Annotated in this window: 25 protein-coding genes; 22 read left to right on the top strand and 3 right to left on the bottom strand. The window is 44.8% G+C overall.

Going from position 1 to position 26606, the window contains the following annotated elements; translation table 11 throughout:
- Positions 1–5 precede the first annotated feature (5 nt).
- The 3 genes from P5G61_RS14590 to P5G61_RS14580 are packed head-to-tail and all read left to right on the top strand — an operon-like array spanning position 6 to position 3927.
- Positions 6–968: an ABC transporter permease gene (locus P5G61_RS14590; RefSeq protein ID WP_301247202.1), complete on the top strand. Its 963-nt coding sequence runs from the start codon at positions 6–8 to the stop codon at positions 966–968.
- Between the two features lie 16 nt (positions 969–984).
- Entirely contained in the window at positions 985–1878 is an 894-nt protein-coding gene (locus P5G61_RS14585; RefSeq protein WP_301247201.1) for a carbohydrate ABC transporter permease, read from the top strand.
- 33 nt (positions 1879–1911) lie between these two features.
- On the top strand, positions 1912–3927 hold the full coding sequence (locus P5G61_RS14580; protein WP_301247236.1) for an alpha-L-arabinofuranosidase C-terminal domain-containing protein: 2016 nt from the start codon (positions 1912–1914) through the stop codon (positions 3925–3927).
- A 137-nt stretch (positions 3928–4064) separates the two neighbouring features.
- Here P5G61_RS14580 and P5G61_RS14575 read toward each other — a convergent pair whose 3' ends face one another.
- On the bottom strand, positions 4065–5330 hold the full coding sequence (locus P5G61_RS14575) for an MFS transporter (protein WP_301247200.1): 1266 nt from the start codon (positions 5328–5330) through the stop codon (positions 4065–4067).
- Positions 5331–5485: 155 nt separating this feature from the next.
- Entirely contained in the window at positions 5486–5959 is a 474-nt protein-coding gene (locus P5G61_RS14570; protein WP_301247199.1) for a MarR family winged helix-turn-helix transcriptional regulator, read from the bottom strand.
- Between the two features lie 151 nt (positions 5960–6110).
- Between P5G61_RS14570 and P5G61_RS14565 the strand changes: the two genes are divergently transcribed.
- The 8 genes from P5G61_RS14565 (at position 6111) to P5G61_RS14530 (ending at position 14143) form a co-directional block, all read left to right on the top strand.
- Positions 6111–7457 carry a spore germination protein gene (locus tag P5G61_RS14565; protein ID WP_301247198.1) on the top strand — a complete coding sequence of 449 codons (1347 nt, stop codon included), beginning with the start codon at positions 6111–6113 and terminating at the stop codon, positions 7455–7457.
- The gene (locus P5G61_RS14560; RefSeq protein ID WP_301247197.1) at positions 7450–8520 is read left to right on the top strand and encodes a GerAB/ArcD/ProY family transporter; all 1071 of its coding nucleotides are present in this window, start codon (positions 7450–7452) and stop codon (positions 8518–8520) included. The genes P5G61_RS14565 and P5G61_RS14560 overlap by 8 nt, the downstream gene beginning before the upstream one ends.
- The gene (locus tag P5G61_RS14555) at positions 8517–9611 is read left to right on the top strand and encodes a Ger(x)C family spore germination protein (RefSeq protein WP_301247196.1); all 1095 of its coding nucleotides are present in this window, start codon (positions 8517–8519) and stop codon (positions 9609–9611) included. Before P5G61_RS14560 ends, P5G61_RS14555 begins: the two co-directional genes overlap by 4 nt.
- Positions 9612–9841: 230 nt before the next feature.
- Positions 9842–10591 (top strand): methyltransferase domain-containing protein, encoded by a 750-nt coding sequence (locus tag P5G61_RS14550; RefSeq protein ID WP_301247195.1) that lies wholly within the window; start codon positions 9842–9844, stop codon positions 10589–10591.
- Positions 10567–11718 (top strand): NAD(P)/FAD-dependent oxidoreductase, encoded by a 1152-nt coding sequence (locus P5G61_RS14545; RefSeq protein WP_301247194.1) that lies wholly within the window; start codon positions 10567–10569, stop codon positions 11716–11718. Before P5G61_RS14550 ends, P5G61_RS14545 begins: the two co-directional genes overlap by 25 nt.
- A 189-nt stretch (positions 11719–11907) precedes the next feature.
- Positions 11908–13092, top strand: coding sequence for an aminotransferase-like domain-containing protein (locus P5G61_RS14540; RefSeq protein WP_301247193.1), 1185 nt, complete (start codon positions 11908–11910; stop codon positions 13090–13092).
- A 15-nt stretch (positions 13093–13107) separates the two neighbouring features.
- Positions 13108–13416, top strand: coding sequence for a hypothetical protein (locus tag P5G61_RS14535; protein WP_301247192.1), 309 nt, complete (start codon positions 13108–13110; stop codon positions 13414–13416).
- 226 nt (positions 13417–13642) lie between these two features.
- Positions 13643–14143, top strand: a complete 501-nt coding sequence (locus P5G61_RS14530) for a GNAT family N-acetyltransferase (protein WP_301247191.1) — start codon at positions 13643–13645, stop codon at positions 14141–14143.
- A gap of 110 nt (positions 14144–14253) precedes the next feature.
- Here P5G61_RS14530 and P5G61_RS14525 read toward each other — a convergent pair whose 3' ends face one another.
- The gene (locus P5G61_RS14525; RefSeq protein WP_301247190.1) at positions 14254–15528 is read right to left on the bottom strand and encodes a stalk domain-containing protein; all 1275 of its coding nucleotides are present in this window, start codon (positions 15526–15528) and stop codon (positions 14254–14256) included.
- A 245-nt stretch (positions 15529–15773) separates the two neighbouring features.
- Here P5G61_RS14525 and P5G61_RS14520 point away from each other — a divergent pair, with 245 nt between their 5' ends.
- The 11 genes from P5G61_RS14520 to vanG all read left to right on the top strand — a co-directional run bounded on the left by P5G61_RS14520 (position 15774) and on the right by vanG (position 26526).
- Positions 15774–16430, top strand: coding sequence for a TetR/AcrR family transcriptional regulator (locus tag P5G61_RS14520; protein ID WP_301247189.1), 657 nt, complete (start codon positions 15774–15776; stop codon positions 16428–16430).
- Between the two features lie 183 nt (positions 16431–16613).
- Positions 16614–17390: an ABC transporter ATP-binding protein gene (locus tag P5G61_RS14515; protein ID WP_301247188.1), complete on the top strand. Its 777-nt coding sequence runs from the start codon at positions 16614–16616 to the stop codon at positions 17388–17390.
- 53 nt (positions 17391–17443) lie between these two features.
- Entirely contained in the window at positions 17444–18454 is a 1011-nt protein-coding gene (locus P5G61_RS14510) for an aliphatic sulfonate ABC transporter substrate-binding protein (RefSeq protein WP_301247187.1), read from the top strand.
- A gap of 40 nt (positions 18455–18494) precedes the next feature.
- On the top strand, positions 18495–19340 hold the full coding sequence (locus tag P5G61_RS14505) for an ABC transporter permease (RefSeq protein WP_301247235.1): 846 nt from the start codon (positions 18495–18497) through the stop codon (positions 19338–19340).
- A complete protein-coding gene (locus P5G61_RS14500) occupies positions 19337–20149 on the top strand; it encodes an ABC transporter permease (RefSeq protein ID WP_301247186.1) in 813 nt (270 codons plus the stop codon). Before P5G61_RS14505 ends, P5G61_RS14500 begins: the two co-directional genes overlap by 4 nt.
- Positions 20150–20183: 34 nt before the next feature.
- Positions 20184–21545 (top strand): LLM class flavin-dependent oxidoreductase, encoded by a 1362-nt coding sequence (locus P5G61_RS14495; RefSeq protein ID WP_301247185.1) that lies wholly within the window; start codon positions 20184–20186, stop codon positions 21543–21545.
- A 277-nt stretch (positions 21546–21822) separates the two neighbouring features.
- Complete coding sequence (locus tag P5G61_RS14490; RefSeq protein WP_328285965.1) at positions 21823–22329, top strand: sigma-70 family RNA polymerase sigma factor; 507 nt, start codon at positions 21823–21825, stop codon at positions 22327–22329.
- Positions 22326–23177, top strand: coding sequence for a hypothetical protein (locus tag P5G61_RS14485; RefSeq protein ID WP_301247184.1), 852 nt, complete (start codon positions 22326–22328; stop codon positions 23175–23177). The genes P5G61_RS14490 and P5G61_RS14485 overlap by 4 nt, the downstream gene beginning before the upstream one ends.
- Before the next feature lie 317 nt (positions 23178–23494).
- Positions 23495–24649 (top strand): alanine racemase, encoded by a 1155-nt coding sequence (alr, locus tag P5G61_RS14480; RefSeq protein ID WP_301247183.1) that lies wholly within the window; start codon positions 23495–23497, stop codon positions 24647–24649.
- A complete protein-coding gene (locus P5G61_RS14475; protein ID WP_301247182.1) occupies positions 24615–25421 on the top strand; it encodes a D-alanyl-D-alanine carboxypeptidase family protein in 807 nt (268 codons plus the stop codon). Before alr ends, P5G61_RS14475 begins: the two co-directional genes overlap by 35 nt.
- Positions 25422–25473: 52 nt before the next feature.
- The gene (vanG, locus tag P5G61_RS14470) at positions 25474–26526 is read left to right on the top strand and encodes a D-alanine--D-serine ligase VanG (protein ID WP_301247181.1); all 1053 of its coding nucleotides are present in this window, start codon (positions 25474–25476) and stop codon (positions 26524–26526) included.
- Positions 26527–26606 lie beyond the last annotated feature (80 nt).

Here is a 26606-nt window from a genome sequence, read left to right as displayed (position 1 = left end):
TGCCCATGAAAAGCGCCAAAACGGATACAACGATTACGATGCCACAAAGTCATTCGAAAAAGAGTTCAGGTCTTTTAAGGCAAATGGGCAAAAGATTGGATCTATACCTTATGCTGCTTCTTCCAGTCACTTGGTATGTGGTATTTCACTATGCTCCGTTGTATGGACTGCAAATAGCATTCAAAAATTTCAATCCGGCCAGAGGGATTTTGGGCAGTAGCTGGGAAGGCTTCGGTCACTTCGAACGATTTTTCAATTCATATTATTTCTGGAGATTACTATGGAATACACTGTCCATTAACCTGTTTTCCTTATTAATTGCCTTTCCGATTCCCATCCTGCTGGCACTGATTATCAATGAAATTCGCAATAAAACCTTCAGCAAGTGGCTGCAAAATATTACGTATATTCCCCACTTTATTTCAGTGGTTGTTATCGTTGGCATATTGAATGTGTTTCTCTCGCCCCATACAGGTCCGGTCAATCTGCTGATTGAGGCATTCGGAGGTACGCCGATCCGTTTTCTAGAGGAAGCTGGTTGGTTCAAGACCATTTTTATCAGCTCGAATATATGGCAGAACATGGGCTGGCAATCCATTATCTATATTGCAGCCTTGAGCGGTGTGAACCCGCATCTGTATGAAGCAGCCAAGATGGATGGAGCGTCAAGACTGCGGCGTATTTGGCATATATCGCTGCCCGGTATTGCTCCAGTTGTTATCATTTTGCTCATTTTGGATATTGGTCATTTCATGAACGTGGGGTTTGAGAAAATTTTGCTGATGCAAAACAATCTTAATCTGGAATCGAGTGATGTCATTTCAACGTTTGTCTATACGACAGGGATCTTAAAGGGAGAATACAGCTATACAGCTGCTATCGGACTCTTTAATTCAATCATCAATCTGGTGTTGCTTTTACTGGTCAATCGGATTGCGCGCAAGACGTCTGAGACGAGTTTATGGTAAAGGAGGGCAAGGCAGCATGTCCAAGCAGGCGACACTACAAGCCAGTTCCAATGAACGAATTTTCGATGTAATTATATACATCATCGCTTCAATTATTATCATCGCTGTACTGTATCCGTTGATTTTTATCGTCAGCGCTTCGTTCAGTGATCCCACGAAAGTATTGAATGGAGAAGTGTGGTTGCTGCCTAAAGGACTGACTTTGGACGCTTACACGAACATTTTGCAAAACGAGAAGATTTGGATGGGGTATCGCAATACGATAATTTATACCGTTGTGGGCACCGTGATTAACATTATCATGACCGTGTTGGCCGCATATCCCCTTTCGAGACCTGATCTTCCCGGGCGTAATATAATCATGGTGTTTATCACGCTAACAATGTTTTTCAGTGGCGGATTAATTCCAACGTATCTATTGATCAAAAATTTGGGCATGGTGGATACGATGTGGGCTCTGATTGTACCCGGCGCGATCGCCACATACAATCTGATCGTGATGAGAACGTATTTCCAGTCGAGTATCCCCTGGGAACTGCAGGAAGCTGCCCACATGGACGGGTGCTCCAATTGGCGGCTGCTTCTGAGCATTATTCTGCCCCTGTCCAAGCCGATTCTTGCTGTGATGGTGCTGTTCTATGCTGTAGGACACTGGAATTCATTTTTTAACGCACTCATCTATATTCGCAACGAAAATCTGCATCCGCTTCAACTGGTACTACGCGAAATTCTGCTGATCAGCCAATCCGATGCCGTAGACGGTAACATTGGACTGGAGGACAAAATCCTGCTCGCGGAGAGCATCAAGTATGCGGTGATTATCGTTTCCAGTTTGCCTGTACTGTTGATGTATCCTTTTGTGCAGCGGCATTTTGTTAAAGGGGTCATGATTGGATCGATTAAAGGTTAAATCCATATCAATCACAATGATGGAGGAGCTATGTTGAAATCTAACGCAAGGATCAGTATCAATTGTAATAGCTTAAGCGAGCACACGGTCAACCCTTATTTGTTTGGACATTTTGTGGAAGACATTCGGGACCATATGGAGGCGATGCTTGCATTTCCATTGAAGGATATGGACTTTGAAAGCGAAGCTGAATCAAGAATTTCTGTATCGGGGAGCTGGCAGGCTTACACCAACGGAAGAAATACTCAATATGCGATGGAACCCCCGGCTCTCAGACATTCGGGTCGCGCTCAGCGTATTCGAATCTTAAGTGATGATGAAGCGTACGCGGGAATTGTACAGAGGTCCGCATTGAAAGGGCCGATGGATTACACCGTCCATATTGTTGCGCGTGCTTCCATCGAACTACAATATTTGATGGTCGAAGCAGTCGATAGACGAACGGAAGAAGTACTGGGTCAGTTAAAAGTCGAATTGGACAGCCATAACTGGCGGGATTATGAAGGACGGATGACGATCATGCGCGCTTGCCCCGATGCAGAAATTCGGGTGTATATTCCGGCCGAGCATCCAAGATGGATTGATCACGTCTCTACTGGAATGCTCTGGCTGGATCATGTGTCTCTATTGCCTATCGATCATATTGCGCTGGTGAAACGTGAAGTGATAGAGATGACGAGAGCACTAAACGCAGGCATGATGAGACTCGCAGGTAACTACATTAGTGCTTATCACTGGGAGCATGGCATCGGCCCGGTTCTGGAGAGACCCGTCATGTTCAATGAGGCATGGGGAGGGTGGACCAGCAAATATTTCGGAACGGATGAATTTATCCGCTTTTGCCACGAGCTGCAGGTAGAACCTCTGATTTGCGTGAACGATGGCTCAGGTACACCTGAAGAAGCGGCCCAATGGATCGAATATTGTAATGGAAGTGTGGATACGCCGATGGGGGCTCTTCGGGCGAAGAATGGATCGCCGGAGCCTTATCACGTCAAGTACTGGGAGATTGGCAACGAGGTTTGGGGGCAATGGCAAGTGGGTGCATGCTCTGCGGAACAATTTGCAGAGCGGACCGTTCAGTTTGCAAAGGCGATGAAGGAAGTGGATGATTCCATTGTGTTACTGGCCTGTGGACATTATGAGCAGGATTGGAATAAAACCGTGCTTGCTCTGGCAGGAGAGCATATCGATTATCTAACGTTACATCTGTATCATGGCTACGGTCCCTTTGGCATGAATCAGGATACGCCGGCTGAGGAGCGGTACAAAGCAATGGCGAGTTATCCCGAGTGGACCCGGCACTATATCCGCCAGACAACGGAGGTCATCCATTCCGATGTCAAACATCAACATGTGAAGCTGGCGATCACCGAGTATAACACGATGTATTATCCTAACACTGTGCGAAAAGGACTGCCAGACGAACACACCCTTGGCGCTGCCGTGGCGAATGCGGCTAATCTGAATGAAATGATTCGTTGTAGTGATAGCGTGCACATCGGAAGTTTCTCCGATCTGGTTAATGGTTGGCTAGGGGGATGCATTCGCGTCGGGGATTTCTATGCGGATCAATATCGGGGCAAGCAGGCTGGATGGAGTGGACGCCAGCTCACGATCTACGGAACTCCGACCTATGAAGTGTTAAAGCTTTACGCGAATCGGGATATTCATCATCTTCTACCCGTGAAGACCGAATGTGGAACATTCTCTGTAGCTTCAAACAAAAAAACGCCTATAGAGCTGGACGCTCTTCCCGATCTGGACATTGTAGCCGGGACGAATGATGATCGCAGCATGGTCACCCTGTTTATTGTGAACCGAAGCTTGGAGGAGATACGGTGTGAGCTGGATTTGCAAGCTTTCGATGGATGCGAAGAGGCGACCTTATATGAGATAACCAGCGAATCACACAATCATATCAACTCCGTGTTTCAACCAGATCATATCAAGTGCACAGAGCGTAGTGTTTTGACCGAGGATTGGCAGCGTGGTTACTTATTACGTCCGTCATCCATCTATGTACTGGAGTTTGGAAAGGCAGACTAACTGATGAAAGGATGTCCAGGATTGTAGACAAATAGGGTTTCAGAACTGGTACCCAAGTTCTGAAACCCTATGTTATGTTCTAGATGGTTTCTCGACCACCAGATCAATAAGTTACTTGCCTAATGAAAATAGGCATTTTAAATATTTACAAGCGTTCTTTTATACAAAACAGGTATTGCTGCTGCTATAAGGATCACACCCATGACAGCGGGTGCGGCATGACCAAGGGATACATAGATTTGACCTCCGATGATAGGACCAATCATTCTTGCTAAAGCCTGTATGGATTGGCTACCTCCCTGAACCCTTCCTTGTTCACTGGAATCAACAGACTTCGAGAGCATCCCGTTGAATGAAGGCCCAAAGATTGAATCGCCAAAACCAAATATAAACATGCCAGCGATAAACAGAGGATAGAAGGAGAACAAAGTTGACAGCGCAATAAAACCGTAGCCTATAATCTCCGCGGTCATGCCAAGAATGGCTATCTGTTTATCACCAAGTTTTTTCAAAAGCTTTGGCATGATGAGACTTTGTGAGATGATGTCCTGAACACCCATAATCGAGAACATAAGTCCAATGAGTGCTGGCTTCCAACTGAAAGTATCTATTGTTAATTGTGAAAAAACGGCCTGTAATGATCCGTTGGGTATCCACAGTAAGAATGCTGAGATAAGTAACCTGTTTAAATTTTTCATGGAAAGCAGGTTTGCAAGCTGTATGAATGGATTAAGTCTTGCAAAAGTAATTTCTTTCAGTCTATTTTTCTTGTCCAGGCTCTCAGGCATAAAAAAGAATCCATATATAACATTCACTAAAGTGATGACTGCTCCAAAATACATGGGTGCAGCATAATCAATCTTCGCCAGTAATCCACCTACAGTCGGACCGATGACGGTACCTACACCTACAACTGCGCTCACCCATCCAAAGTATTTGGTTCTCTGTTCTGGAGGAATGATGTCTGCAAAATAGGCGAAGATCGTGCCTATGCTCCCGCCTGTTATCCCCTCAATGATGCGCCCCGCAAATAGTACCCATAGAGCACCTCCTATGCCAAAAATCAGGTACCCGATTGCAGAACCCAAAAGGCATACTAAGAGCAATGGACGACGGCCATATTTGTCGCTCAGAGCGCCAAGTACGGGGGATGCAAAAAACACGCAGAAGGCATACACAGAGGTCAACAGCGTAACAACAATAGCTTGTTCTCCCGGACTGCTTGTATAAGGCTGCACTAAGAACGGGACGACAGGTGCTATGATACTGAAGCCTATTCCGCAAAGAAACACAGAGATAAGACCGAATAATAAAGCATGTTTATCTATGGTTGGTTCAGTTTTCTGTTCGATGTTCTGTTCGATGCTCTGTTTATGGTGTGATCGTGATCGAAATTTAAACATTAAATTCTCCTCTCAAGAATAGTGGTTTTATTTCCTTGGAAACATTAATAGCGTACAACCTCTTTGTTTCCTTGTCAACAAAATAATAACGATAAAAAAGGCAGCCTGCGCTCCATAGAGCCCGGCTGCGTTTAGTTTACTTTCATGATTCGGATTTATTCCGACTTGATATCTGCACCCAGTTTCTTGATCTCTGCATCCAAATGCCGATTATACTTGTCCACGAAGTGAAGCATGCTGTCGAATTGTTCCTCGGTTACCTGCTCAAATACAGCTTTATCTCGCTCTTGAAACTCGTTATGCAGATCCTCATGAATTTGATAAATGGCCTTTCCTTGCTCCGTCAGCCTAAAGTAGATTTCTTTCTTGTTATCCGACTTCTGGTAGCTTTCGATAAGGCCTTTTTGTATGAGCTTTTTCGTTAATTTACTTATGGCACCGCGAGTCATATAAAAGGACTCCGCAAGTTTGGTCACATTGGAATCTACATTTTTTTCAATGTATTCGATGCAATGCACTTCAGAGGGCTTATAACCCTTAAGACTGGCTTCCATCTTATCCTTATTAAGCCGAACGATCTTGTTATATAAGTCCCTAAAACCCACTAAGACCTGTTCTTCTTTGTTCATGGCTTATCCTCCCACCCGTTGGTGCATTATAACATTATATTAAATTTTGGTTTCCAGTACAAAAGCCTTTCTGACTACTGCATAAATCAAGATGCCTTTCTGAATAAACTTTTTTCTGAACGACATACTACTTCAAAAGAGGTGGTAAAATTTGCAGCGGTTCCATGAAAAAGATCTTCACGATATAGAAAAGCAGCTCTCCGAACATTTCAAAAAGAGCTCGGATTTCTTAAGCAAGAACGTGGTTATCGCCGATCAGGAATTCAGAGCGTATTACATGGAGAGCCTTGTCGATTTTCCAACAACATTGTCAGCAATGAACCAGGCGGCGAGTAGCGATGAGAACGGATCATTTCAAAATATGTTCAGTCCATTTGAAGAAGAGGCCTCCATGTCAATGGAGGAGATATCCGACCATATTTTGCATGGAAAGCTTGTTCTGTTCAGCACAGAAGGGATGGCAGCTGTTATGGAACCGGAGCATACTGACATTTCGCGATCTGTCAGTGCACCGGAGAGTGAGAATCCCCTTCAATCTGCGTACGATGCGTTTACAGAAGATATTAATAAAAACATCGGTTTGCTGCGGAAAAAGATGATCTCCGATGATTTGGTTATTGAACGACGAGAAACAGGAACTCGGTCTACCAAGAAAATTGCCATGGTATACCTAGAGGGTGTTGCTCAAGCCAAGGTCATTGCGTCTATCCGGGATAAGCTGGAACAAAATAAGGACAAGGAATTGACTACGGTAAGGGACCTGATGAGTATATTGGGGCATCCGAGATTCTCATTAACACCAACGTACGTCTCGTCGGAGTTGCCAGGAGAGATGGTACAGAATTTGATGAACGGAAAAGTGGTCATATTGATTGACCAGTTTTCGTTTGCTTTTGCTTTCCCGGTGATCATAACGGATTTGTGGTCAACAACGCTGGACGTTAACTATCCATATCTGTTTCAGGTGTTCTTACGAACCGTACGGGCGATTGGTGCACTTTTGGCTGTCACGCTTCCGGGTCTATATATTGTGCTCAATTCGGTGAATCCGGAATTGCTGCGAATACAACTCGCCATAACTGTAGCCAAGAGCAGAGAAGGGGTTCCGTATCCCTCGTTGATCGAAATGCTCCTGGTTATGCTGCTGCTGGAGATGATTATTGAGGCTACGATTCGACTTCCCAAAAACATTGGTCCGACGATAACGATGATTGGCGGTATTCTGTTAGGACAAGCGATTGTTCAGGCTAAACTCGTCAGTAATCTATTGATTATTATCCTTGTGGCCTCTGCGATTGCTAATTTTGTGCTGGCAGGTTACATGAATACGACGGGTATACGAATGTATAAATACATTGTCATGCTCATCAGTTCCTTTTTTGGGATATGGGGTCTTGAGGCGGCAATGATTTGGATTATACTGTATTTTGCCTCGTTGAGCACTTGCTCTGTTCCTTACTTAAGTTTAAGTGTGAAAGGAAAAGCTTCAGATGAATAAAGCTCAGATTTTGACTCTGTTTGTTCTGCTTCATCTCGCGTCGATCTTTGCTATCTTCCCCGAACGCATCATCTCTGCGACTTCAAAAGGGCACTGGATTCCCATAACAATTCTTTTTCTGGCTGAGCTGCTGGTTCTGTGGCTCTACTTAAAAGCGTTGTCCCAGTTCCCAGGAAAAACAGTGGTCGACATCTGTAATGAGTCAGTGGGCAAATGGGGAACGAGGCTAATCGTCCTACCTTTGCTCATCTTTCTATATATCGAGTTGTTTTTGCTTATGTATTTCCAGTCAGGTGAGATTAAAGCTGTACTTCTACAAAGAACACCGCCAGCAGCGACAGGGGCTCTATTCATCGTGCTTTGTTTCTATGCTGTTTGGAAAGGACTTCATATAATCATCCGAGCGAGCATCGGTTTGTGTATCCTTTTGATGCCATTCATTTTTTTCTCCATGATGATTAGCATCCAGAATTTCAGAATCAGCTACATATTTCCGATTTGGGATAGCGAAATGTCGTTTTTCTCCAATTCGGATTACTATGTATGCACGGTTATTTCAGCCGGGTTTTTATTCCTGGGCATGATTCCCTCCAAGAAACGCATTAGCTTTGGAAAAGTTGCTGCTGCGGTCGGCATTATATTTGTGTTTGCCTTGGGGTCTGTATATGTTCCACTGCTTGTATTCGGGCAGGAAACGGTAGTGCACTTGCAGTATCCGATGCTTATGGCATCAGATACCATTGATTTGGAGTGGGTTGTATTTGATTGGCTCCCGAGCTTTTACGTGGTGGCCTCAAGTGCGCTGGGCGTGTTGAAGGTTTCGGTTTTGCTCTGGATTCTGGTCTCCCTAGTACAACAGCTGTTTATGCCGAAGATCAACAGATTATGGATTATCTCTCTGGCATGTGTCTCCTTGTACCTGATTAGTCTGTGGATACCGGATATGAACGCATTGAATACATATCTGTATCTGAATTCTTACTTTTGTGTTTACAGCGTGATCGGTTTTCCGATCATTGTATTCCTGGCGGCGCAATGGCGGCGAAAGAAGGTGGGTACATGAACATGCGTATTGCAAGCACATTAATTGTAACCCTAGCTATGCTCTTGCTGCTTCCGGGATGTTGGGATACAAAGGATATTAACAAACAATATCTGCCTGTTGTCATGGGTGTGGGTAAAGGCGCTACCGAAAAATACAAGGTCATTCTCCAAATACCGGATGCATCAGGTAAAACCCAAATTCTTGAGAAAGAGGCAAAATCCATAAGTAAAGCCATCGATTTAATGCGAACCGATTCTGAAAAAAGCATTGAATTGGTACATCTGAGGTTGATGTTAATCGACAGACGGGTCGCAGAGCAGGGGATTGAGAACATCATCAATTTTGCGGTGAGAGCGAACGATATATCGATTAAGGGGTTGGTAGGGGTAATTGATGGTGATTTTGAGAAGACGATGTATCATCAGATCTCACCAACACCTGAAATTTCTTCCTACGACTTTTTTAGCCAAGATGCAGGATGGACACCCAATCAATCGATCGTCCGAATATGGGAAGCCTATCAAAACCAAAACTCATATACGGAAGATATGGCCATTCCAATGCTCAAAAACGGCGAGCGAACCTTGTTTACCTTTATGGGCACAGCTGTCATGCGGGAGGACCGTATGGTAGGAACGCTGAGTAAGGAAGAGACGCTTTTGTTTAATTTGTTCAAAGGGAAATATACAGGGGGAACCATTGAAGTGGCACAGAACACAAGTGTTCTTATTCAGGATGCGCATATCAAACATCAGACCCGGTGGTCGGAGAAAGGCCCGTCAATTCAGACCAATGTTGTTCTCGATGTAGACATTACGGAAAGTCCTGAAGGGAAAGGCAATGGCGTAATTGAAAAAGAAATGCAGGAGCAGCTGAGCGAACAGTTCAATAAAACCGTGAGAAAGATTCAATCCTACAAATCGGATGTACTGGGCATAGGAATGATATTCCGTCCCCAACTTTCGGAGAAAAGGTTAAAGGAATGGAAGACCAAATGGTTTCCGATGCTGGAGCAGAAGATTACCGTCCGTGTGAACATTCTAAACGAGATCTATTTTAAAGAAAACGCCAACGATAATGAGGATCAGGGAAAATTAATCAAGAAATAACGCTAACACCACAAGGTCGCCTATATTGGCGACTTTTTTCATGTTTGCATCCGGTGATGCAGCATCCAATGGATTTGTTCTACAGGGTCATGGAATTAAGGAGTCTGAGATCTGGGATATCTTAGTAAAATAACATATCGTCGTTCTTACGAGTATAAGGATTGGTTAGAGGGGATAATTGTTAATTAGAGAAAATCACTCCCAATGTATAGCTGTAAAGGAGCGGGATCATGTCTTTCTTTAGAACACTATCGGTACGGGCAAGAGAAGACGAGTTGATGGACGATTTTTCCATGGGTGGAGAAGAATTGAGCGAAGCGCTCAAACATTTGAGACGGCTGAACAAAATATTTGCTGCTCCCGGTCCAACCCGTGCAGGGGTGGAGAAGTTATGGAGAGCGATTGGCAGTCCAACTACGCTAACCCTTCTTGATGTGGGAGCAGGTTCAGGTGATGTAAACCAGAAGTTATTGCATTGGGCAGACCAAAAGGGAATTAAGCTGGAGATCACTCTGGTCGATCTGACTGAGGAGGCATGTGAGGAAGCGAGAAACCTCTTCCGGAATGAACCCAGAATCAAGGTTCGGCGTGTCGATGTCAGGGAATTGCCAGATGCCTCAGCAGATATCGTGACTGGCTCGCAATTTGTCCATCATTTCGAGGGAAAGCAACTGGTTGATATGGTCTCGCATATGCTGCGCGCCTCCAAATATGGCGTTGTCATTAACGATATCCATCGGCATCCCGTATCCTATGCGGCCGTCTGGATTACCACTCGAATGATCTCTCGCAATCGGTATATTCGTCATGATGGACCACTGTCTGTTGCAAAAGGCTTCACGGGCAGGGATTGGCGGGATTTGAAACATCAGTTGAATCATGACACGATGACCTATGAATGGAAGCCTTTGTTCCGCTATTCCGTTGTGATTCCCCGAAAGGCGGGTGTTGTTACGTGTCTAAACCAATGGATGCCATAGTCATCGGAGCGGGAATTGCCGGCAGTACCTTTGCGCTGCAGCTTGCCAGGCAAGGGCATCAGACACTGCTGCTGGATCGGCAGGAATTTCCACGTCACAAAACCTGCGGTGAATTTATGTCGCCTGAAACAACGGAGATGCTGAATTATCTGGGTATCCACCTTGGCAAACAAGAGTTAAAACCGAGTACCATGGATCATGCCAAGATCATTATGCCTCAAGGCGGGGAAATTGAAGCGCCTTTGCCGGGATTGGCCTATGGCATCAGCCGATATGAGCTGGATCGAATTTTACACGAGCAGGCCGCAGATGCAGGCGTTGAAATTGTTACGAGAGCAACGATAACCAACATTCATCGGTTTGATGATGATAGCTATGAAGTTGAAGTCAAACAAGGAAATGACCAGATTCAATATAGAGCAAGAACCGTTATCGGAGCCCATGGTTCGAAGAAGCCGCCCGGGATGACCTCGCCAGCCGAGCTACGGGATAAAACAGCATATGTTGGCGTCAAATCGCACTTTCAGGGAATCACCATTCCGTCACGGGTAGAGTTGTATTTTTGCAAAGGAGGGTACGTCGGCATTTCACCAATTGAAGATGGGATTGCCAATGTAGCTGCATTGCTGACACTCGATACGGTGCGGGGGAGCGGCAAGTCTGTGAAGGATATTTTGCAGGCGGCATCCTTGACCAACGAAAGATTGGCAGTGAGGCTTGCCGAGGGAATCCCGGTCCAAGGGACGCAGGTCTCGATTGCACCACTCCATCTATCCAATGTTCCTGAACCCTGGTCCCAATATCCTCATATTGGTGATGCCATGCTAATGATACCTCCCCTGTGTGGTGATGGAATGTCCATTGCCCTTCGCTCCGCGCTGCTGTGTGCTGAATGGACTGACCAGTATCTTCAAGGGAAGATCAGCTTCGAGCAGTGGCAGTACGAATATTCGAAGGAAGCCAATCGCGAATTCACACGCCTGCTCCGGAGGGCACGGAGAATCCAGAAGCTGGCCTTTGCCAAGGCGAACAAATTCTATCCCGGTTTAGCCCGGATGGTCCCAGGATTGGCAACTTATTTGGTGAAGGCAACACGGTTATCGGAGATTAATCTGATCCATCGATAATACATGGAAGGAATGTGAGTTCCATAGAAAAAAGGGGCGGCGTATGTCAGGCGTACGTCGGCCTCTTTTTGTTGTTCTCTGTCAATTTTGACGAGACCGTTTAGAAATCTGCCAAATACTCGTATAATAGAATCTAATTGTAGTTATTGAGACAACATTCAGATTTGAATTCGGGAGGATTATTCTAAGATGAACTATTCATTTTCCAACCGGATTGCTGCATTGCAGCCATCCATTATTCGTGAGATCCTGAAGGCTTCTTCGGGTCAAAATGTAATTCCTTTCTCTGCGGGTAATCCCGCTCCGGAAACTTTCCCTATTGAGGCGATTCGGGCATTCACCCAATCGATTTTGGAACAGGACCCGGTAACAGCACTGCAATATGGAGTTACCGAAGGTTATGCCCCGCTGCGGGATACATTGACTACACACCTGAGTTCAGGCTTTGACACGGGCAAAGCGTCGGATGAACTGTTCATCGTATCTGGAGCACAGCAGGGAATTGAACTCGCTTGTAAAGTATTCTGTAATGAAGGGGATACAATTATTTGTGAAAGCCCAAGCTTTATCGGTTCACTGAACTCTTTCCGGGCTTCAGGCGCCAATCTTGTTGGTGTTCCGATGGAGACAGACGGTATGGATATCGGAAAGTTGGAGCATGCTCTGCAAACCGAGCAGAATGTAAAGCTGATCTATGTGATTCCGAGTTTTCAAAACCCCACAGGTATTACCACAAGCCTGGAGAAGCGCAAAGCGATCTATGATCTTGCTAAGAAATATGGTGTCATGATCCTGGAAGATAACCCGTACGGAGAACTTCGGTTTCAAGGAGAAGATGTAGCGACGATCAAATCGATGGATGATGAAGGTCTGGTTATTTACGTAGGCTCTTTCTCCAAGATTCTGTCCGCTGGTCTGCGTGTTGGTTATGTTCTGGCTCCTTCCGAGGTTGTTCAGAAGATGGTTGTTGCCAAACAGGGAGAGGATGTACATACAGCCATGCTGCCGCAAATTCTGGCATACAAGTTCATGACTGAGTATAACTATGCAGAGCATATCAGCAGCATCCGTGCGATTTATCGCAGGAAGTCTGCCTTGATGATTGACACACTGCAGGAGCATGTCGGTGAGTCCATCACCTTTACTCATCCGGATGGAGGGCTGTTCCTCTGGTGTGATCTGCCGGCTCATATCCCGATGCTGGATTATGCCAAAATAGCTGCTGCAGAAGGCGTGGCGGTCGTTCCGGGTACTGCTTTCCTCGTTGATGAGAACGAACCTTGTAATGCGATCAGACTTAATTTCTCAACACCTTCTGATGAGCAGATTGTGAAGGGCATCGAAATTTTGGGGCAGGTTCTGCACAAATTCTAATTGGAGGCATATTTCATGAATCAACGTTTTCGGATCACTCGATCCATGCAAGAAAATAACTTAGAGCAGTCCATCTCCTTGGAAGAATGCAAACAGTATTTTTCATCCAAGCCCGACTTTGCCTACTCACCCGTCCTTACCTTCCAAGGACCTGAGAGCGTCATGTCCATCGATGGGGATTTCTTCATGTGGACGTATGAGAACCTGCAGATTCCATTTCGTTTGTATATGGGAGATCTGTATGTTGCCATTGTCAATGAAGCTGTCGTTCCGCAAATGATTGAGGTTGCAACGGATTTGCGAGCCGATGTGGTTGAAGGGTAAGCTGAGTTGTGGAATGAAATGAACTGCCAAATGCATTCGTCTAATTGTAACCATATAAGTGTCGGGGAAGTCGCCAATCTGGCGGCTTTTTTGCCGTAAACCTATTCGTTAATATGCTTATTGAAATATTCAATCGATAGGGGAATTGACGCTTAGGACCTGTTCGTGATAATTTATATAAATCACAAAAGCCTATAAATCCAATGAGGGAGAGGGGTTTTACGCAATGTCGTCAATCGTGCTTGCTGCCGCTGAAGATATACGAAGCAAGGATTCGGAACGTTTAATCAAGGAGCTAAGCGAAGAACTGGGATTGTTATATGGCGGCGATGGGACGGCGGGATTTCAGCCATCTGACGTGGAGACTCCTCGAGCGGCCTTTATTGTCGCGCGTTTGGATGGATATCCAGTAGGCTGCGGAGCCATCAGACCCCTTGATGATACTTCCGTGGAGGTTAAGCGCATGTACACACGTTCGGATTTCCGTCGCAAAGGTGTGGCTCAGGCCATTCTGACGGAAGCGGAGCGTCTTGCGCTCGAATTCGGGTACACCAATCTGAAGCTGCAGACTGGCCCGAAACAGCCTGAGGCGGCGGCCCTTTATGAAAGAGTTGGGTACTATCGGATACCGATTTTTCACGGGGACTGGGATCAGGTACTCGCCTATCAAAAAGATCTGGTGCTAAGTGCAACCCACGGAAACGAGCATTCCTCATTGAACGCATAGATTATATCCTTGTATAACAAACGAACCGAAATCTCTTGTCAATTATCAGAGATTCCGGTTCGTTTTTTTTGGTGTGTAGAAAGTCTTGTGAGTCCAGAATATTTAAATCTTTACTCTTTTATAACGGAGGCATTTACAGCGTCTTCCATCTGATTGCTGTAGGTACGGAATAATCCAAGGCGCCAGAAGGCAGCTCCTTTGAGATCATAACGCTTGGCAAGACCCAGTTTATCATCTATGGAAGAGGAGGTTTCACTATTTAAGCTTATCCCGAGCAAAAGCTTTTGCTTGGAGACGCCAGCATCTAACGCAAGCTGAATGGCCTTATCCACAAGAGTGTTCGGCTCAGGGACCTGCGATTTGGTACCGACAGGATTATATTGGTATGCCATAATGATAATGTCGTCTGCCAACGAAGCGAGCGTTTTGTAATCATAACCTTTATACGCACTATTTAGTGGGGGGACGGCCAAGGATAGAGCGATGTCTTTAGGCAAGGATTCCTTCAATTGCTTGACGTAATTGTTAAGCAGCTTCTGTTGCTCTACAGCGTCCAGCTTGAAACCCAGTCCTTCAAAATCAAGAACAACGCCGCCAAAACCATTTTCAGCTATCGCAGCCGTTATACCCTCAATGGACTTCTGACGCATGCTGCTATCACTCAGCACCTTGGTCAGTTCTCCATTTCCATCCAAAGCATACACCATGAGATACGGTCTAATGCTCTGATTTGCTGTATTAGCAACGATGGATTGAGGTGTAACGTCGCCGTCAGCAGCAGGGAGCTGATACTCCTTACCCTGAAGCGTAAATTGACCTTCACGATCGATGCGACTCCAACCAAAAGCGATGGAGTTCATGGATGACACCAAATCGATTTCCTTATAGGATTGCAGCGCATAGAAAGCTCTCAAATGCATTTCTCGTTGAGGTGAAACCAGGGAAACGGTACGAGTTGACTGGTTCCAGCTCACATCAACACCGAACTGACTACTGAACGAACTGAGTGGAATGAGCACACGGCCTTCCCGCTGAACCGGTGGAGCTGCAAGCTTGACTTTTTCTCCATTGACGGTTGCTGTGGTGCTTCCCACTTGAAGCAGGACCTCCGTCGCCTGACCATTCACATTTCCATTCGCTTTTACGGTTTGCGTCTTGCTGTTCCATGTAATGCTGATTCCTAGGGCTTCGCCAACTGTTCGGAACGGAACATAGGTAACGCCTTTGTCGATCCGAGGTTCTGCATCGAATTTCAACGGAACGTCATCCAGCATGACTGAAATGGCGGGTGCGGCATAGGCATCATGAAGGTTTGGAGTGGTGCCAAGCAAAGATAGGGCAAGAATAGTGGCAGCAGCTGTCTTTCCTATTCGTGTATGTAACATGTTATGCGTTCCTCCAACTCATTAAATATAGTAGAATTGCAGTTCATCTGAACGGTAATCTATCACGAAATAGTATAGCAAAATTTTCATAGAATTCCAATTATAAGAGTTGTTGTACGTTCGAACAGGAACCTTTGTTTTTCTAGGCTGGAGTTATAGCGAATGATATTATGAAGAGTAATAATTACCTGGTTGTATTAATTTTGGTTAGTAAAAGGAGGATGTTTATGTCACCCAGAAACCTTTTGAAGGATCAACAGATGAGGAAGGAACGCATTGAACACATATTGAATTCGGCATTACAAACGATGGCTAAACGTGGGATTGATTCGACCAATATCAAGGATATTGCCAAGGAAGCAAATCTAAGCGTGGGCAATATCTATACTTACTTTACCTCGAAAGACGAAATTTTCAGTGAAGTTCTACTACGAGGGCAGACGATGTACGGTAGGACCATTGCACAAATTGCTGATCTGGATATCGACCCTCGAGAAAAATTATTCGAGATTGCGAAAGGGTGGTTATCCAACGAGAGTAACTGGGCGTTCACTATCATGCTTCAAAGCATACGAACAAATCAAGCCGTAAGCACCGAAATCAAACAAGCTGCAACCCAGAGATTCACCGACAATCTGGAGCCTTTAGCAGAGATCTTTCGCCAAGGACAGACGTCGGGAGGGATTATCCAAGGAGACACAAGGCAACTCGCATTTTATTTTGTGAGTCTGATTCAAGGCTTGACCTTACAGCTTGCACCGGGTTATGAAATACCAGTCGATATAGATCCCCAAAAAGTGGTTCGACTTTTTATGGAACCAGAAACAGAACATTCAACCGCTGGTCTATTCGAGGGGAGAAATGATTTAAGTCACATCAATAAAAAAATGTTTGACAGGTAAGAAATGGTATTGATAATATATCGTATAACAAAACGAATCGAAATTCACTTTGTTGATTTGGTAAGGTCGAGATTTACACTGCACCGCTATACATACGCTGTGGGAATGGGTAAATCTCTTTTTTTGCCCAAAAACCAAGTAAACATGTAAGTATTATCGATTAAATGCGAAAGGGTGTCTTTAATGTCTGGGGAAATGCTTCTGATCAGCGACTTGAATAAAACGTTTGTCGCCCCTGTAGGTGAGATCATTGCGTTAAACAACATTCAGCTCAAAGTTCGAAAAGGTGAATTGGTAACCATCATTGGTCCGAGCGGATGCGGGAAAAGTACTTTGCTTAAAATTGTTGCTGGTTTAGATACACAGTATACGGGAACCGTCTTGCTCAACGGAAAACCAATTGCAGGCCCCAGTATAGAGAAAGGCTTCATTTTTCAGGAGCCTCGGCTATTCCCATGGTTAACGGTAGAGAAAAACATTGCTGCAAATCTCTCTCTAAGAGATCCGGTGGTTCGCCGAAAGGTAGATGAGTTAATTGAGCTGGTCCGTTTAAAAGGATTTGAACATGCTTATCCTCGTGAACTATCGGGAGGAATGGCACAGCGTGTTTCCATTGCTAGAGCATTGCTGCGTAATCCGGACGTATTGCTGCTGGATGAGCCATTCGGAGCGCTCGATGCATTTACTCGATCTCATCTGCAGGAAGTGCTGCTTGATATTTGGCAACGTAATGGAACAACGATGCTGTTTGTAACCCACGATCTGGATGAAGCCGTTTTTCTTGGGGAACGAGTTGTTATTATGAATCCTCGTCCGGGGCATATTCGAAGCATTCTTTCGGTTGATTTACCTTTTCCCCGAAAAAGATCAGGTAGCTCATTTCAGGAGATGCGCAGATTGGTATTGCATGAGTTCGAAAAGGTGGATGAGCCACTATATGATGTAGGCGGCGGTATATAGATTGTTCATGGGCTAAGAAGGAAGTACAGCATATTAAAGGGGGAGCGGTTTATATGAAAAAATCTCATCTGGTTCTTGTTATGGTACTCGCGTTGTCTCTGTTGACAATGGCTTGTGCATCGAAAAACTCAAGTGATAACGCAGGTGGTTCAGACACGAGCCAAAATGTAACCGTCAAAATCGGAATTCAGGGTAGCGGTGGCTTATTCGGTAAAGCACGCGAAGAAAAATGGTTTGAACAAGAATTTGAAAAAACAGGAGCCAAAGTGGAATGGATCGAGTTTCAGAGCGGACCGCCAATGACAGAGGCTATTGCTTCCAATAAGCTGGATATCGCCAGCCTGGGTAACATGCCAATTATTGCAGCACAAGCTGCGAATATTCCTTTCAAAATCGTATCGCAAGTTCTGGACGGAAAAAATAACGTTGCAATTATTGTGCCTGCTGACAGCACCGCGAAGTCACTTAGTGACCTAAAAGGAAAGAAAATTGCCGTTACGAAAGGAAGCAATGCGTATAACTTTCTATACCGTGGCTTGGAGAAATCCGGTTTAACAGATACAGATTTTGAAATCATACAGCTACAGCCTGACGAGACACAGTCTGCGTTTGAAACTGGCAGTGTGGATGCCTGGGCGACATGGGACCCGTATATTACACTCAATACCTTAACGGGAAAAGGAAAAGTGCTATCAGACGGAGAGCAGCTTGGCGTATTGTCCCCTTCGTTTACGATCGCGGGATCTGATTTTGCAGAGAAGCATCCTGAACTCGTTACTCTATACTTGAAGGTAGTTAATAAAGCATTGAAATGGGAAAGTGAGCATGAAACCGAAGCGATCGACAGATACGCTGCTGAACGTAATGTTCCTGCCAGTGTTATTAGTGGGACGTTTGAACGATCCCGAATGATTAACACGCCAGTTAATGAAGATATCGTAGAAGAAATGCAGCAAACAGCGGATTTTCAATATGAAGTGAAGAACATTCGAAATCAAGTTGTCATCAAAACCATAACGGACAATCAATATATCGACGCTGCTCTCAAGGATCCACTGAAATAAATAATGACCCCAATAGAAGAGAGGCGCTCACTACATGCAAATGCGTGCGGAAAAGGCTGTTATCCCGCCTTTAATTCAAAAAAAGAAATTGGTAAACAAGCGAAGACTTTACTTAAAGGCCAGCAATGTGGTGCTTGGACTTATCTTTCCTGTGAGTCTGTTAATCGTGTGGGAGATAGCAGGGGCAATGGGATTTTTGAACCCGGTTCTGCTTCCGACACCAAGCAGCATATGGAAAGAGCTGGTCAGCATGACAGAATCGGGTGAGCTCGTGAGGCATTTGGGAATATCGACGTGGAGAGCTCTGCTTGGTTTTTTAATTGGAGGTGGTCTTGGACTAACGATGGGGTTATGGGTCGGATTTTCCTACAAAACAGAGCGATTGCTGGACCCTTCCTTTCAAATGTTGCGAACGCTGCCTCACTTGGCTATCGCTCCCTTGTTCATTTTGTGGTTCGGTTTCGGGGAAACTTCGAAATTGCTGCTGATTGCTAAAGGCTCCTTTTTTCCATTGTACGTTAATACATTCCTGGGCATTCGATCCGTTGACAGCAAGTTATTTGATGTAGGAAAGGTACTGCAATTCACCAAATGGCAGATGATCACGAAGTTAATTCTTCCAGCCTCTCTGCCGAATATCTTTCTGGGAATACGTTTATCCGTCAGTGTCGCCTGGCTGGGTCTGGTCGTTGCCGAAATGATGGGTTCAAGTGCAGGCTTGGGATATTTAATCAATGATGCCAGATCGTTCTCGCTCACCACTGTAGTATTTGTGGGAATCATTGTTTTTGCTGTCGTGGGGAAATTGTCAGATTCCATCATTAAGCTTCTGGAAGCGAGAGCGCTACGATGGCAAGACGGTTATAAAGGAGAAGAAGCAAGATGAGTGAGCAGGAGATCAGTAAACAAACCGAACGAACGGGAGACTGGTTGAACAGGATTCCTGGACGTCTTCACGGATGGATTATACCTTTGGCTGTCGTCCTGATCTGGGAATTGGCTTCTGCTCTCCAGCTGGTTTCAGCGACGATGCTTCCTGCTCCTTCCCAGATTGCAGCGCAGTTCTTCCGTCTAATGGTTAACGGTGAGCTGCTGAAGCATCTGGGTATCAGTTTCTATCGTGCCGGCATGGGATTTCTGCTCGGTTCAGCTGCAGGGCTCATGCTCGGTCTATCCACGGGGCTTGGAAAACTGGCGGAGCGCACACTTGACCCCTCATTACAGATGCTGCGGATGATTCCGCTTCTCTCTCTCATTCCTTTATTCATTTTATGGTTTGGTGTAGGGGAGTTTTCAAAAATTTTAATGATCTCGCTAGGCGCGTTTTTCCCTGTATATGTGAATACATTTCTCGGTATACGAAACGTTGACATGAAGCTGATTGAAGTCTCCCGAATTTATCAATATTCAAGATGGCAGCTACTGGGCAAGCTCATCATTCCTGCGGCACTTCCTAATATTTTGCTTGGAGTCAGACTGTCATTGGGTGTGGCTTGGCTTGTACTTGTCGTTGCTGAAATGATGGGAACCAGTGCAGGAGTCGGCTACATGATTCAAGATGCTCGTGCGTACTCGCAAACGGATATTGTATTTGTTGGTATTTTAGTCTTTGCAGCAGTAGGCAAGCTCTCGGACTCGGCTGTCCGTTTGCTTGAGAAACGATGGCTCCGTTGGCAAGACACATTTAAGGGATAACCAGAAAATTGTTGTATGAGGGGAAGAGTTTAATATGAGTACTAGACAAGACCAACTTCATTTAGGAGCATTCATATATTATACAGGTCACCATCACTACGGCTGGCGCCGTTCGGATTCAGGAGCTGAACAGATTTTTGATTATAAGTTTTACCGCTCCATCGCACAGACGGCTGAACGAGGAAAATTTGATATGATGTTTCTGGCTGACCTTCTATACGTGATGGGTGCTGATCAATCTGCCGCAGGTATGCTGGACCCGCTAACGCTCCTGTCTGCTTTGGCAACGGATACGGAAAAGCTTGGTTTGACTGCTACGGTGTCCACTACCTATAACGAGCCGTATAACGTGGCTAGGAAATTTGCTACATTGGACCATATCAGCGAGGGACGTGCAGGATGGAATATCGTTACGTCCCAGCTGGATGTTGAGGCTTATAACTATGGAAGACCAGAACATCCCGAGCATGGGCTTCGGTATAAGATGGCACGTGAGTTTGTCGAAGTTGCCACTCTTCTTTGGGATAGTTGGGAAGATCATTCTTTAATCGTGGATCGGGAGACTGGGCAATTTGCGGATCCATCTAAATTAAAGGAAGTGTCCTATCAAGGGCAGTGGTATTCCACCAAAGGTACGATCAATGTGCCACGTTCACCGCAAGGTTACCCTGTGCTCATTCAAGCTGGATCATCCGGCCCTGGACAGGATTTTGCTGCCAGTTACGGGGAAGTGATTTTCACAGCCCAGCAGTCTCTTCAAGCTGCGAAAGAGTTCTACATTAGTGTCAAATCGAAGCTTGCGCAGTATGGACGTAAACAAGACAGCATGAAAATTATGCCGGGTTTATCACCTATTTTGGGTAAGACGGAAGAGGAAGCCCGGCGAAAATATAAAGAGTTGCAGGAGTTGATCCCTCCAGCAGCCGTAGTAGGCATGTTATCGGGGATGTTGAAGTTTGACCTTTCCGAATATCCTGTAGATGGACAGCTTCCTGACATTCCAGATCCCGTGGAAGCCTCCAATGGAATGAAAAGCCGGGTACAACTGATTATGGACATGGCCCGGAAAGATAAATTATCTATACTTGATCTGGGTCGGCGGCTGATAGGGGCAAGAGGTCACATGCAGTTTGTTGGTACCTATGAGCAATTGGCTGATTTGATGCAACAATGGTTTGAAGAGTATGGCTGCGACGGATTTAACATCATGCCTCCAGTTCTGCCGGCAGATTTAAATGAATTTGTTGAGCATGTGATTCCGATCCTTCAAGCACGGGGACTCTTCCGAACAGAATATACGGGCAGCACGCTTCGTGACCATCTTGGGCTGGAGCGTCCAGGCATAGGCCATTTTCAAAAAGAGTACACGGTAGGTAAGAGCTCCGTAACAATATGAACAAATAAAATTGTTTGCGGGAGAGAGCCACATCGTTGAGGTGCGAGCCTTAGCCATACCGTTTCAAAAGTAAAAGTAAAGAAGTCGCCTATGGGCGGCTTTTTTTGATTTAGGACGATATGTGTTTTTGTTTCCAGATAAAAAAAATTCATTGTTTTAAAACTTTTTTAGACTTTCCGCTGTCTAACATGCGAAACAACATTCAAAGTAAGCTTTACTAAAAATGCGGCAATAATCAAACTATACAGTCGCAACGGGGGTGGACCAACTGAGCAAGGTGAGTACAGCACTAACTGAACAGCAGTTCAGTGAACGTCTGGAGGCATGTAAAGAAAAGCTTTATCGCTTCGCGTTCTCTTATGTAAAAAATGAACAAGAAGCATTGGAAATTATATCCGAGGCATCTTATAAAGGTTTTCTATCTTATGAAAAAGTGAACAGTCCAGATTATTTTGAAACCTGGATGACCCGGATCGTCATCAACTGTTCCCTTGACCACATCAGACGGAAGAAGAAATACACATATATGGAAGACAGTACAATACCTTTTGCGGCACAGGAGAGTTCCATGGGGCTTGAAGAGCAATGGGATCTATACGAAGCACTTGATCACCTGCATCCCGAAGACAAGGCATTTATCGTTCTGAAATTTTTCCAAGATCAGCGATTCAAGGACATGGCGGAGATACTGTCCCTGCCGGAAAGCACGGTGAAGACCAGGTTTTATAAGATCTTGAACAAACTCAAAAAACATCTAACCAAGGAAGAGGTTGATTTCACATGACAGGGAAAGAACGATATGAACAGATAGAGATTCCAGCCGACCTTTCCGGAGTAATTCAGCAAGCTCGTCAGCGAGCACGAAACCAGAAGCGAAGAAAAATGGTAATCTGGCGTAGTTCCTCCTTGGTGGCTGCTTGTGCTGCGGTAATGATAACAGCTAACGTACCCGGTGTAGCCAAGGCATTATCCGATGTGCCTGTTATCGGTTCTGTCGTCAAGATTCTGCAAGTGGGTAGCGGTGGAGAGCGGACAGATGGTGTCTCGGTTACCACAAGCCAAGAATCGGATACGCTGAACATCCATTTTCAAATGGATGGAGAACAGATCAGCTCGGCTCCATCGTACACTGTTGATCATAAAGAAGGACCAAACCGCTTGATTTTCACCTTCAACGGGGTGCGTAATCTGGATTTTGCCAAGTTGGAGAATGATATTAAAGCACTTAAAAATGTAAAAGATGTCTATCAAAATATCATTTTGGATGATTCCGCTATGAGCTTTGTCGTGGAGCTGAAGGATCACGTGGATTATTCAGTATCTGAGTATCAGCAACCAGGGTTTATTCAATTGCAGCTTTCTTCCGCAGGAGAGTCAACACCATCGCATGAACTTTTCTTCGTCCGGAGCGAAGATATGGAGCAGGGCGAAGCACTGGCCATGTTGGCTGAACAATATTCTGCCGACGGCAGTAGTGTTGTGCAAACCAAGAATGGACAATTCACCGTCGTGATGGGTGCCTTTGAGAATCGAGCAGATGCAGAGAAACAGCTGAAAGATTTTACTGACCGGGAGGACTATAGTGGACCCCTGCATGTCGACAGCTGGATGAGTAATGAGAATCCACAATAATGAAAGAAGCCTGCCGTAGCGCAGGCTTCTTCTTGTTGACTTTATTATCTGAAGTCCATTTCCGTTATCTTTTACGAGTCGCCCTATTGGGGGCTTTTTTTGTTGTAACTATGAGATGTGCAACTGTAATCTTACATCGTTGTCAGTTTTGTGTAAGTTTGATCGATAGGAGCTGAAGTGGCCTTAATTTACACTTAAATCAATTCAACGCACTACATTCACACCTTTAGGAGGCCAAACAATGAAAAGTGCATATGCGGATCTACTGAAAATAGGAAGTAAAAACAAGCCATCTATTCGGTTGAGGAGATCATCGGATGTACCGAGATACTTGGACTGAAATAAATTTAACGCAAATTCGCGAGAATGTCATAGAGATCCGCAAATTTCTACCCCGTTCGACCAAATTAATGGCAGTTGTTAAAGCAAATGCATACGGGCATGGAGATATCGAGATAGCCAAAGAAGCAGTAGAGGCAGGCGCGGACTATTTAGCGTGTGCCTTCATTGAAGAAGCCATCCGCATTAGAAATGCCGGCTTAAAACAACCGATTCTCATTTTGACTCCGATTCGTCCCGAACTTGTACCTCTGGCTCTAGAACATGAGTTGATGCTTACCGTTACTCAGGCTTCATGGTTTCATGAGATGAGAAAATACAAGCCTATTCATACCCCGCATAAGTTATTTGTGCATGTGAAAATGGATACTGGACTTGGGCGAATCGGTATACGCAAGCAAGAAGAGTGGCTTGAAATGGTTCCGTGGCTCAGAGCGCCAGATGTAGTAGTCGACGGGTTCTATACCCACTTCGCGACAGCTGGTGAGGCAGACAACCGTTATCTACAGCTTCAGATTCAACGCTTCCTGGAAATGAAAGAATGGAGCAGTATGTCACGGATTCCAATCAATCATTATCACTGTGCGGGAAGTGTAGCAGCACTTCGATTCCCGGAATTGTGTATGGATATGGCTCGAATAGGAGCTGCAATCTATGGCTTTTATCCGGAAAAACTAGTACCTAACATCCAACTAAAGCCGGCATTCAGTATGCACAGTAGATTATTACAAACGAAAAAATTAAAAAAAGGCGAATATGTGGGCTACAACAATGCTTATCAAACAGACTCAGATCAATGGATCGGAACAGTGCCTATCGGCTATGCCGATGGATGGTCGCAGAGAATGCAAAATTCGGAGGTGTTGGTGGAAGGGTATCGTGCAGAAATTATAGGGAAAATCTCTATGGATCAATTGATGGTCAAGCTTCCGATGTATTTTCCGGAAGGATCAAAGGTGACCTTCATTGGCTATTCAGGTGAGCAGGAAATTCCGATTCAGGAACTGGCCAATCATATCGGTGGTGTCTCTCAAGAAATAACGAGTTCCATCACGGACAGAGTATTACGAATTTATAAAGAAGGTGGGGAGTTTCAACATGAAATCACGGGAAGTCGTACAAAAACATATTGAAATCAGCGTAAGTAACGAAGAATTATTTCAAGGGCACTTAGTGTTAATAAATGATCAAAACCCAATTAGAAGGCAAGTACAAGTCCATCAACTAGAGTCATTGGATTCTTTACCTTCAATAAAGAAGTTAAATAACGAGATGCTTCTGGAGAAGCAGTGTTTCAAACAATTTCATGCTCTGCTTAAAGCTTGTGGGGGGACGGATGAAATTGTCGCCGTCAGCGCATATCGAACAAAAGAAGATCAAGTCCAGATCTATCAAGATTGTTTGATAGAACAGGGTTCCGAATATACTTCCAAATACGTAGCCTTGCCTGACCATAGTGAACACCAAACGGGGTTGGCTATCGATGTGGGTAAATTGAAATCGAATATCGATTTTATTGCTCCTTCCTTTCCGGATACGGGCATTTACAAGTCCTTCAGACAACATGCCATACAATTCGGTTTTATTCTTCGATATAAACAAGAAAAAGAATCAATCACTCGTATTGCTTATGAGCCTTGGCATTTTAGATATGTAGGATATCCCCATTCCAAAATCATGGAAGAAAACAATCTATGTTTAGAGGAATACATCGATTTTGTACAGCAATATCGGTACTTTGGAGAGCAGCTTACGATTAAAGAAAAGGACATGAAAATCCAGATATATTATGTTCCCGCGGATAAAGGGACATCCAGCCATATCCCGATCTTGAGTTGTGATTCTTATCGGATATCAGGAACGAATCTTGAAGGATTCATTGTTACGACATTCTCTAAAAATTAAGTTATAGCAATAAGGATTATTTAGACATATCACATTTTAGGAGGCTTTTACGATGCAGAAGAAGTCGATTGCGGTATTGTTTGGCGGATGTTCAGGTGAGTATAACGTATCTTTGAGCTCGGCCGCTTCAGTGATTGAAAATTTGGATACCGAAAAATACAATCTTGTGTTAATTGGAATTACACAGCAAGGTTCTTGGCTCAGATATAGTGGAACGGTTGAGGATATTCGCAATGATCGATGGCATTTGCATCCGAGTTGTATCCCATCCTTTTTCTCGCCGAGTAGAGAAGTCAGAGGACTCATTGAGCTTGTGCATACGGAATATCATGTAACACCGATTGATGTTGTGTTTCCAGTGCTTCACGGCAAATACGGTGAGGATGGAACCTTGCAAGGATTATTGGAACTGTCGGGTATACCGTTTGTTGGATGTGGCATGTTATCCTCTGCGTTATGTATGGACAAGGAACTGGCTCATAAACTGGTGCAGGCAGCGGGCATAGATACGCCGTGTTCCCTTACAATACATAGGAGTGAACGGATGGAAGAAGTGTTATCAGCAATAGAAGCACTGGGCTTCCCACTCTTTGTTAAGCCGGCTAGATCAGGATCGTCATTAGGCATATCGAAGGTGAACAACATGCAAGAGTTGATTACCGGAATAGAACACGCCTTCATACACGACAGCAAAGTAGTCATTGAGCAAAATATTAACGGTTTTGAAGTGGGTTGTGCTGTATTGGGCAATTCTGATCCCATAATCGGCATGATTGATGAGATTGAGCTACAGGGGCACTTTTTTGACTTCTCGGAAAAGTACTCCTTGATCAGTTCGAAGATTCATTTGCCAGCCCGCATTGATGAGGACACTGCCAGGAAGGTTAGAGAGAGCGCTCTGACTATTTATAAAACGCTTGGATGCAGAGGGTTTGCCCGAGTAGATATGTTCCTGACCGCTGACGGAAGAATTGTGTTCAATGAAGTCAACACGATACCTGGTTTCACATCGAATTCCCGCTATCCCAACATGCTCCAAGCTAGCGGCATGACTTATGCAAATATTCTTAACCAGCTCATCGAGCTCGCCATTGATGAGAACTAAGAGCGGTTGAAGGGAACATAAAACTGAAAAAGAAAATTTTGATTACCCATTGTGTAATAATACACAATGGGTAATAATAT

Origin of the sequence: Paenibacillus vandeheii (assembly GCF_030433635.1) — a bacterium.
GTDB classification, from domain to species: domain Bacteria; phylum Bacillota; class Bacilli; order Paenibacillales; family Paenibacillaceae; genus Paenibacillus; species Paenibacillus vandeheii.
This window is presented reverse-complemented; position numbering and strand designations above follow the sequence as displayed.

Excerpts from the sequence above, each read along its gene's own strand:
- P5G61_RS14590 (WP_301247202.1), top strand. The coding sequence starts at position 6 with ATGAAAAGCGCCAAAACGGATACAACGATTACGATGCCACAAAGTCAT.
- P5G61_RS14540 (WP_301247193.1), top strand. The coding sequence starts at position 11,908 with ATGAACTATTCATTTTCCAACCGGATTGCTGCATTGCAGCCATCCATT.
- P5G61_RS14575 (WP_301247200.1), bottom strand. The coding sequence starts at position 5,330 with ATGTTTAAATTTCGATCACGATCACACCATAAACAGAGCATCGAACAG.
- P5G61_RS14570 (WP_301247199.1), bottom strand. The coding sequence starts at position 5,959 with ATGAACAAAGAAGAACAGGTCTTAGTGGGTTTTAGGGACTTATATAAC.
- P5G61_RS14585 (WP_301247201.1), top strand. The coding sequence starts at position 985 with ATGTCCAAGCAGGCGACACTACAAGCCAGTTCCAATGAACGAATTTTC.
- P5G61_RS14500 (WP_301247186.1), top strand. The coding sequence starts at position 19,337 with ATGAGTGAGCAGGAGATCAGTAAACAAACCGAACGAACGGGAGACTGG.
- P5G61_RS14560 (WP_301247197.1), top strand. The coding sequence starts at position 7,450 with ATGAATAAAGCTCAGATTTTGACTCTGTTTGTTCTGCTTCATCTCGCG.
- P5G61_RS14495 (WP_301247185.1), top strand. The coding sequence starts at position 20,184 with ATGAGTACTAGACAAGACCAACTTCATTTAGGAGCATTCATATATTAT.
- P5G61_RS14535 (WP_301247192.1), top strand. The coding sequence starts at position 13,108 with ATGAATCAACGTTTTCGGATCACTCGATCCATGCAAGAAAATAACTTA.
- P5G61_RS14555 (WP_301247196.1), top strand. The coding sequence starts at position 8,517 with ATGAACATGCGTATTGCAAGCACATTAATTGTAACCCTAGCTATGCTC.
- P5G61_RS14485 (WP_301247184.1), top strand. The coding sequence starts at position 22,326 with ATGACAGGGAAAGAACGATATGAACAGATAGAGATTCCAGCCGACCTT.
- P5G61_RS14530 (WP_301247191.1), top strand. The coding sequence starts at position 13,643 with ATGTCGTCAATCGTGCTTGCTGCCGCTGAAGATATACGAAGCAAGGAT.
- P5G61_RS14515 (WP_301247188.1), top strand. The coding sequence starts at position 16,614 with ATGTCTGGGGAAATGCTTCTGATCAGCGACTTGAATAAAACGTTTGTC.
- P5G61_RS14525 (WP_301247190.1), bottom strand. The coding sequence starts at position 15,528 with ATGTTACATACACGAATAGGAAAGACAGCTGCTGCCACTATTCTTGCC.
- P5G61_RS14505 (WP_301247235.1), top strand. The coding sequence starts at position 18,495 with ATGCGTGCGGAAAAGGCTGTTATCCCGCCTTTAATTCAAAAAAAGAAA.
- P5G61_RS14475 (WP_301247182.1), top strand. The coding sequence starts at position 24,615 with ATGAAATCACGGGAAGTCGTACAAAAACATATTGAAATCAGCGTAAGT.
- alr (WP_301247183.1), top strand. The coding sequence starts at position 23,495 with ATGTACCGAGATACTTGGACTGAAATAAATTTAACGCAAATTCGCGAG.
- P5G61_RS14550 (WP_301247195.1), top strand. The coding sequence starts at position 9,842 with ATGTCTTTCTTTAGAACACTATCGGTACGGGCAAGAGAAGACGAGTTG.
- vanG (WP_301247181.1), top strand. The coding sequence starts at position 25,474 with ATGCAGAAGAAGTCGATTGCGGTATTGTTTGGCGGATGTTCAGGTGAG.
- P5G61_RS14510 (WP_301247187.1), top strand. The coding sequence starts at position 17,444 with ATGAAAAAATCTCATCTGGTTCTTGTTATGGTACTCGCGTTGTCTCTG.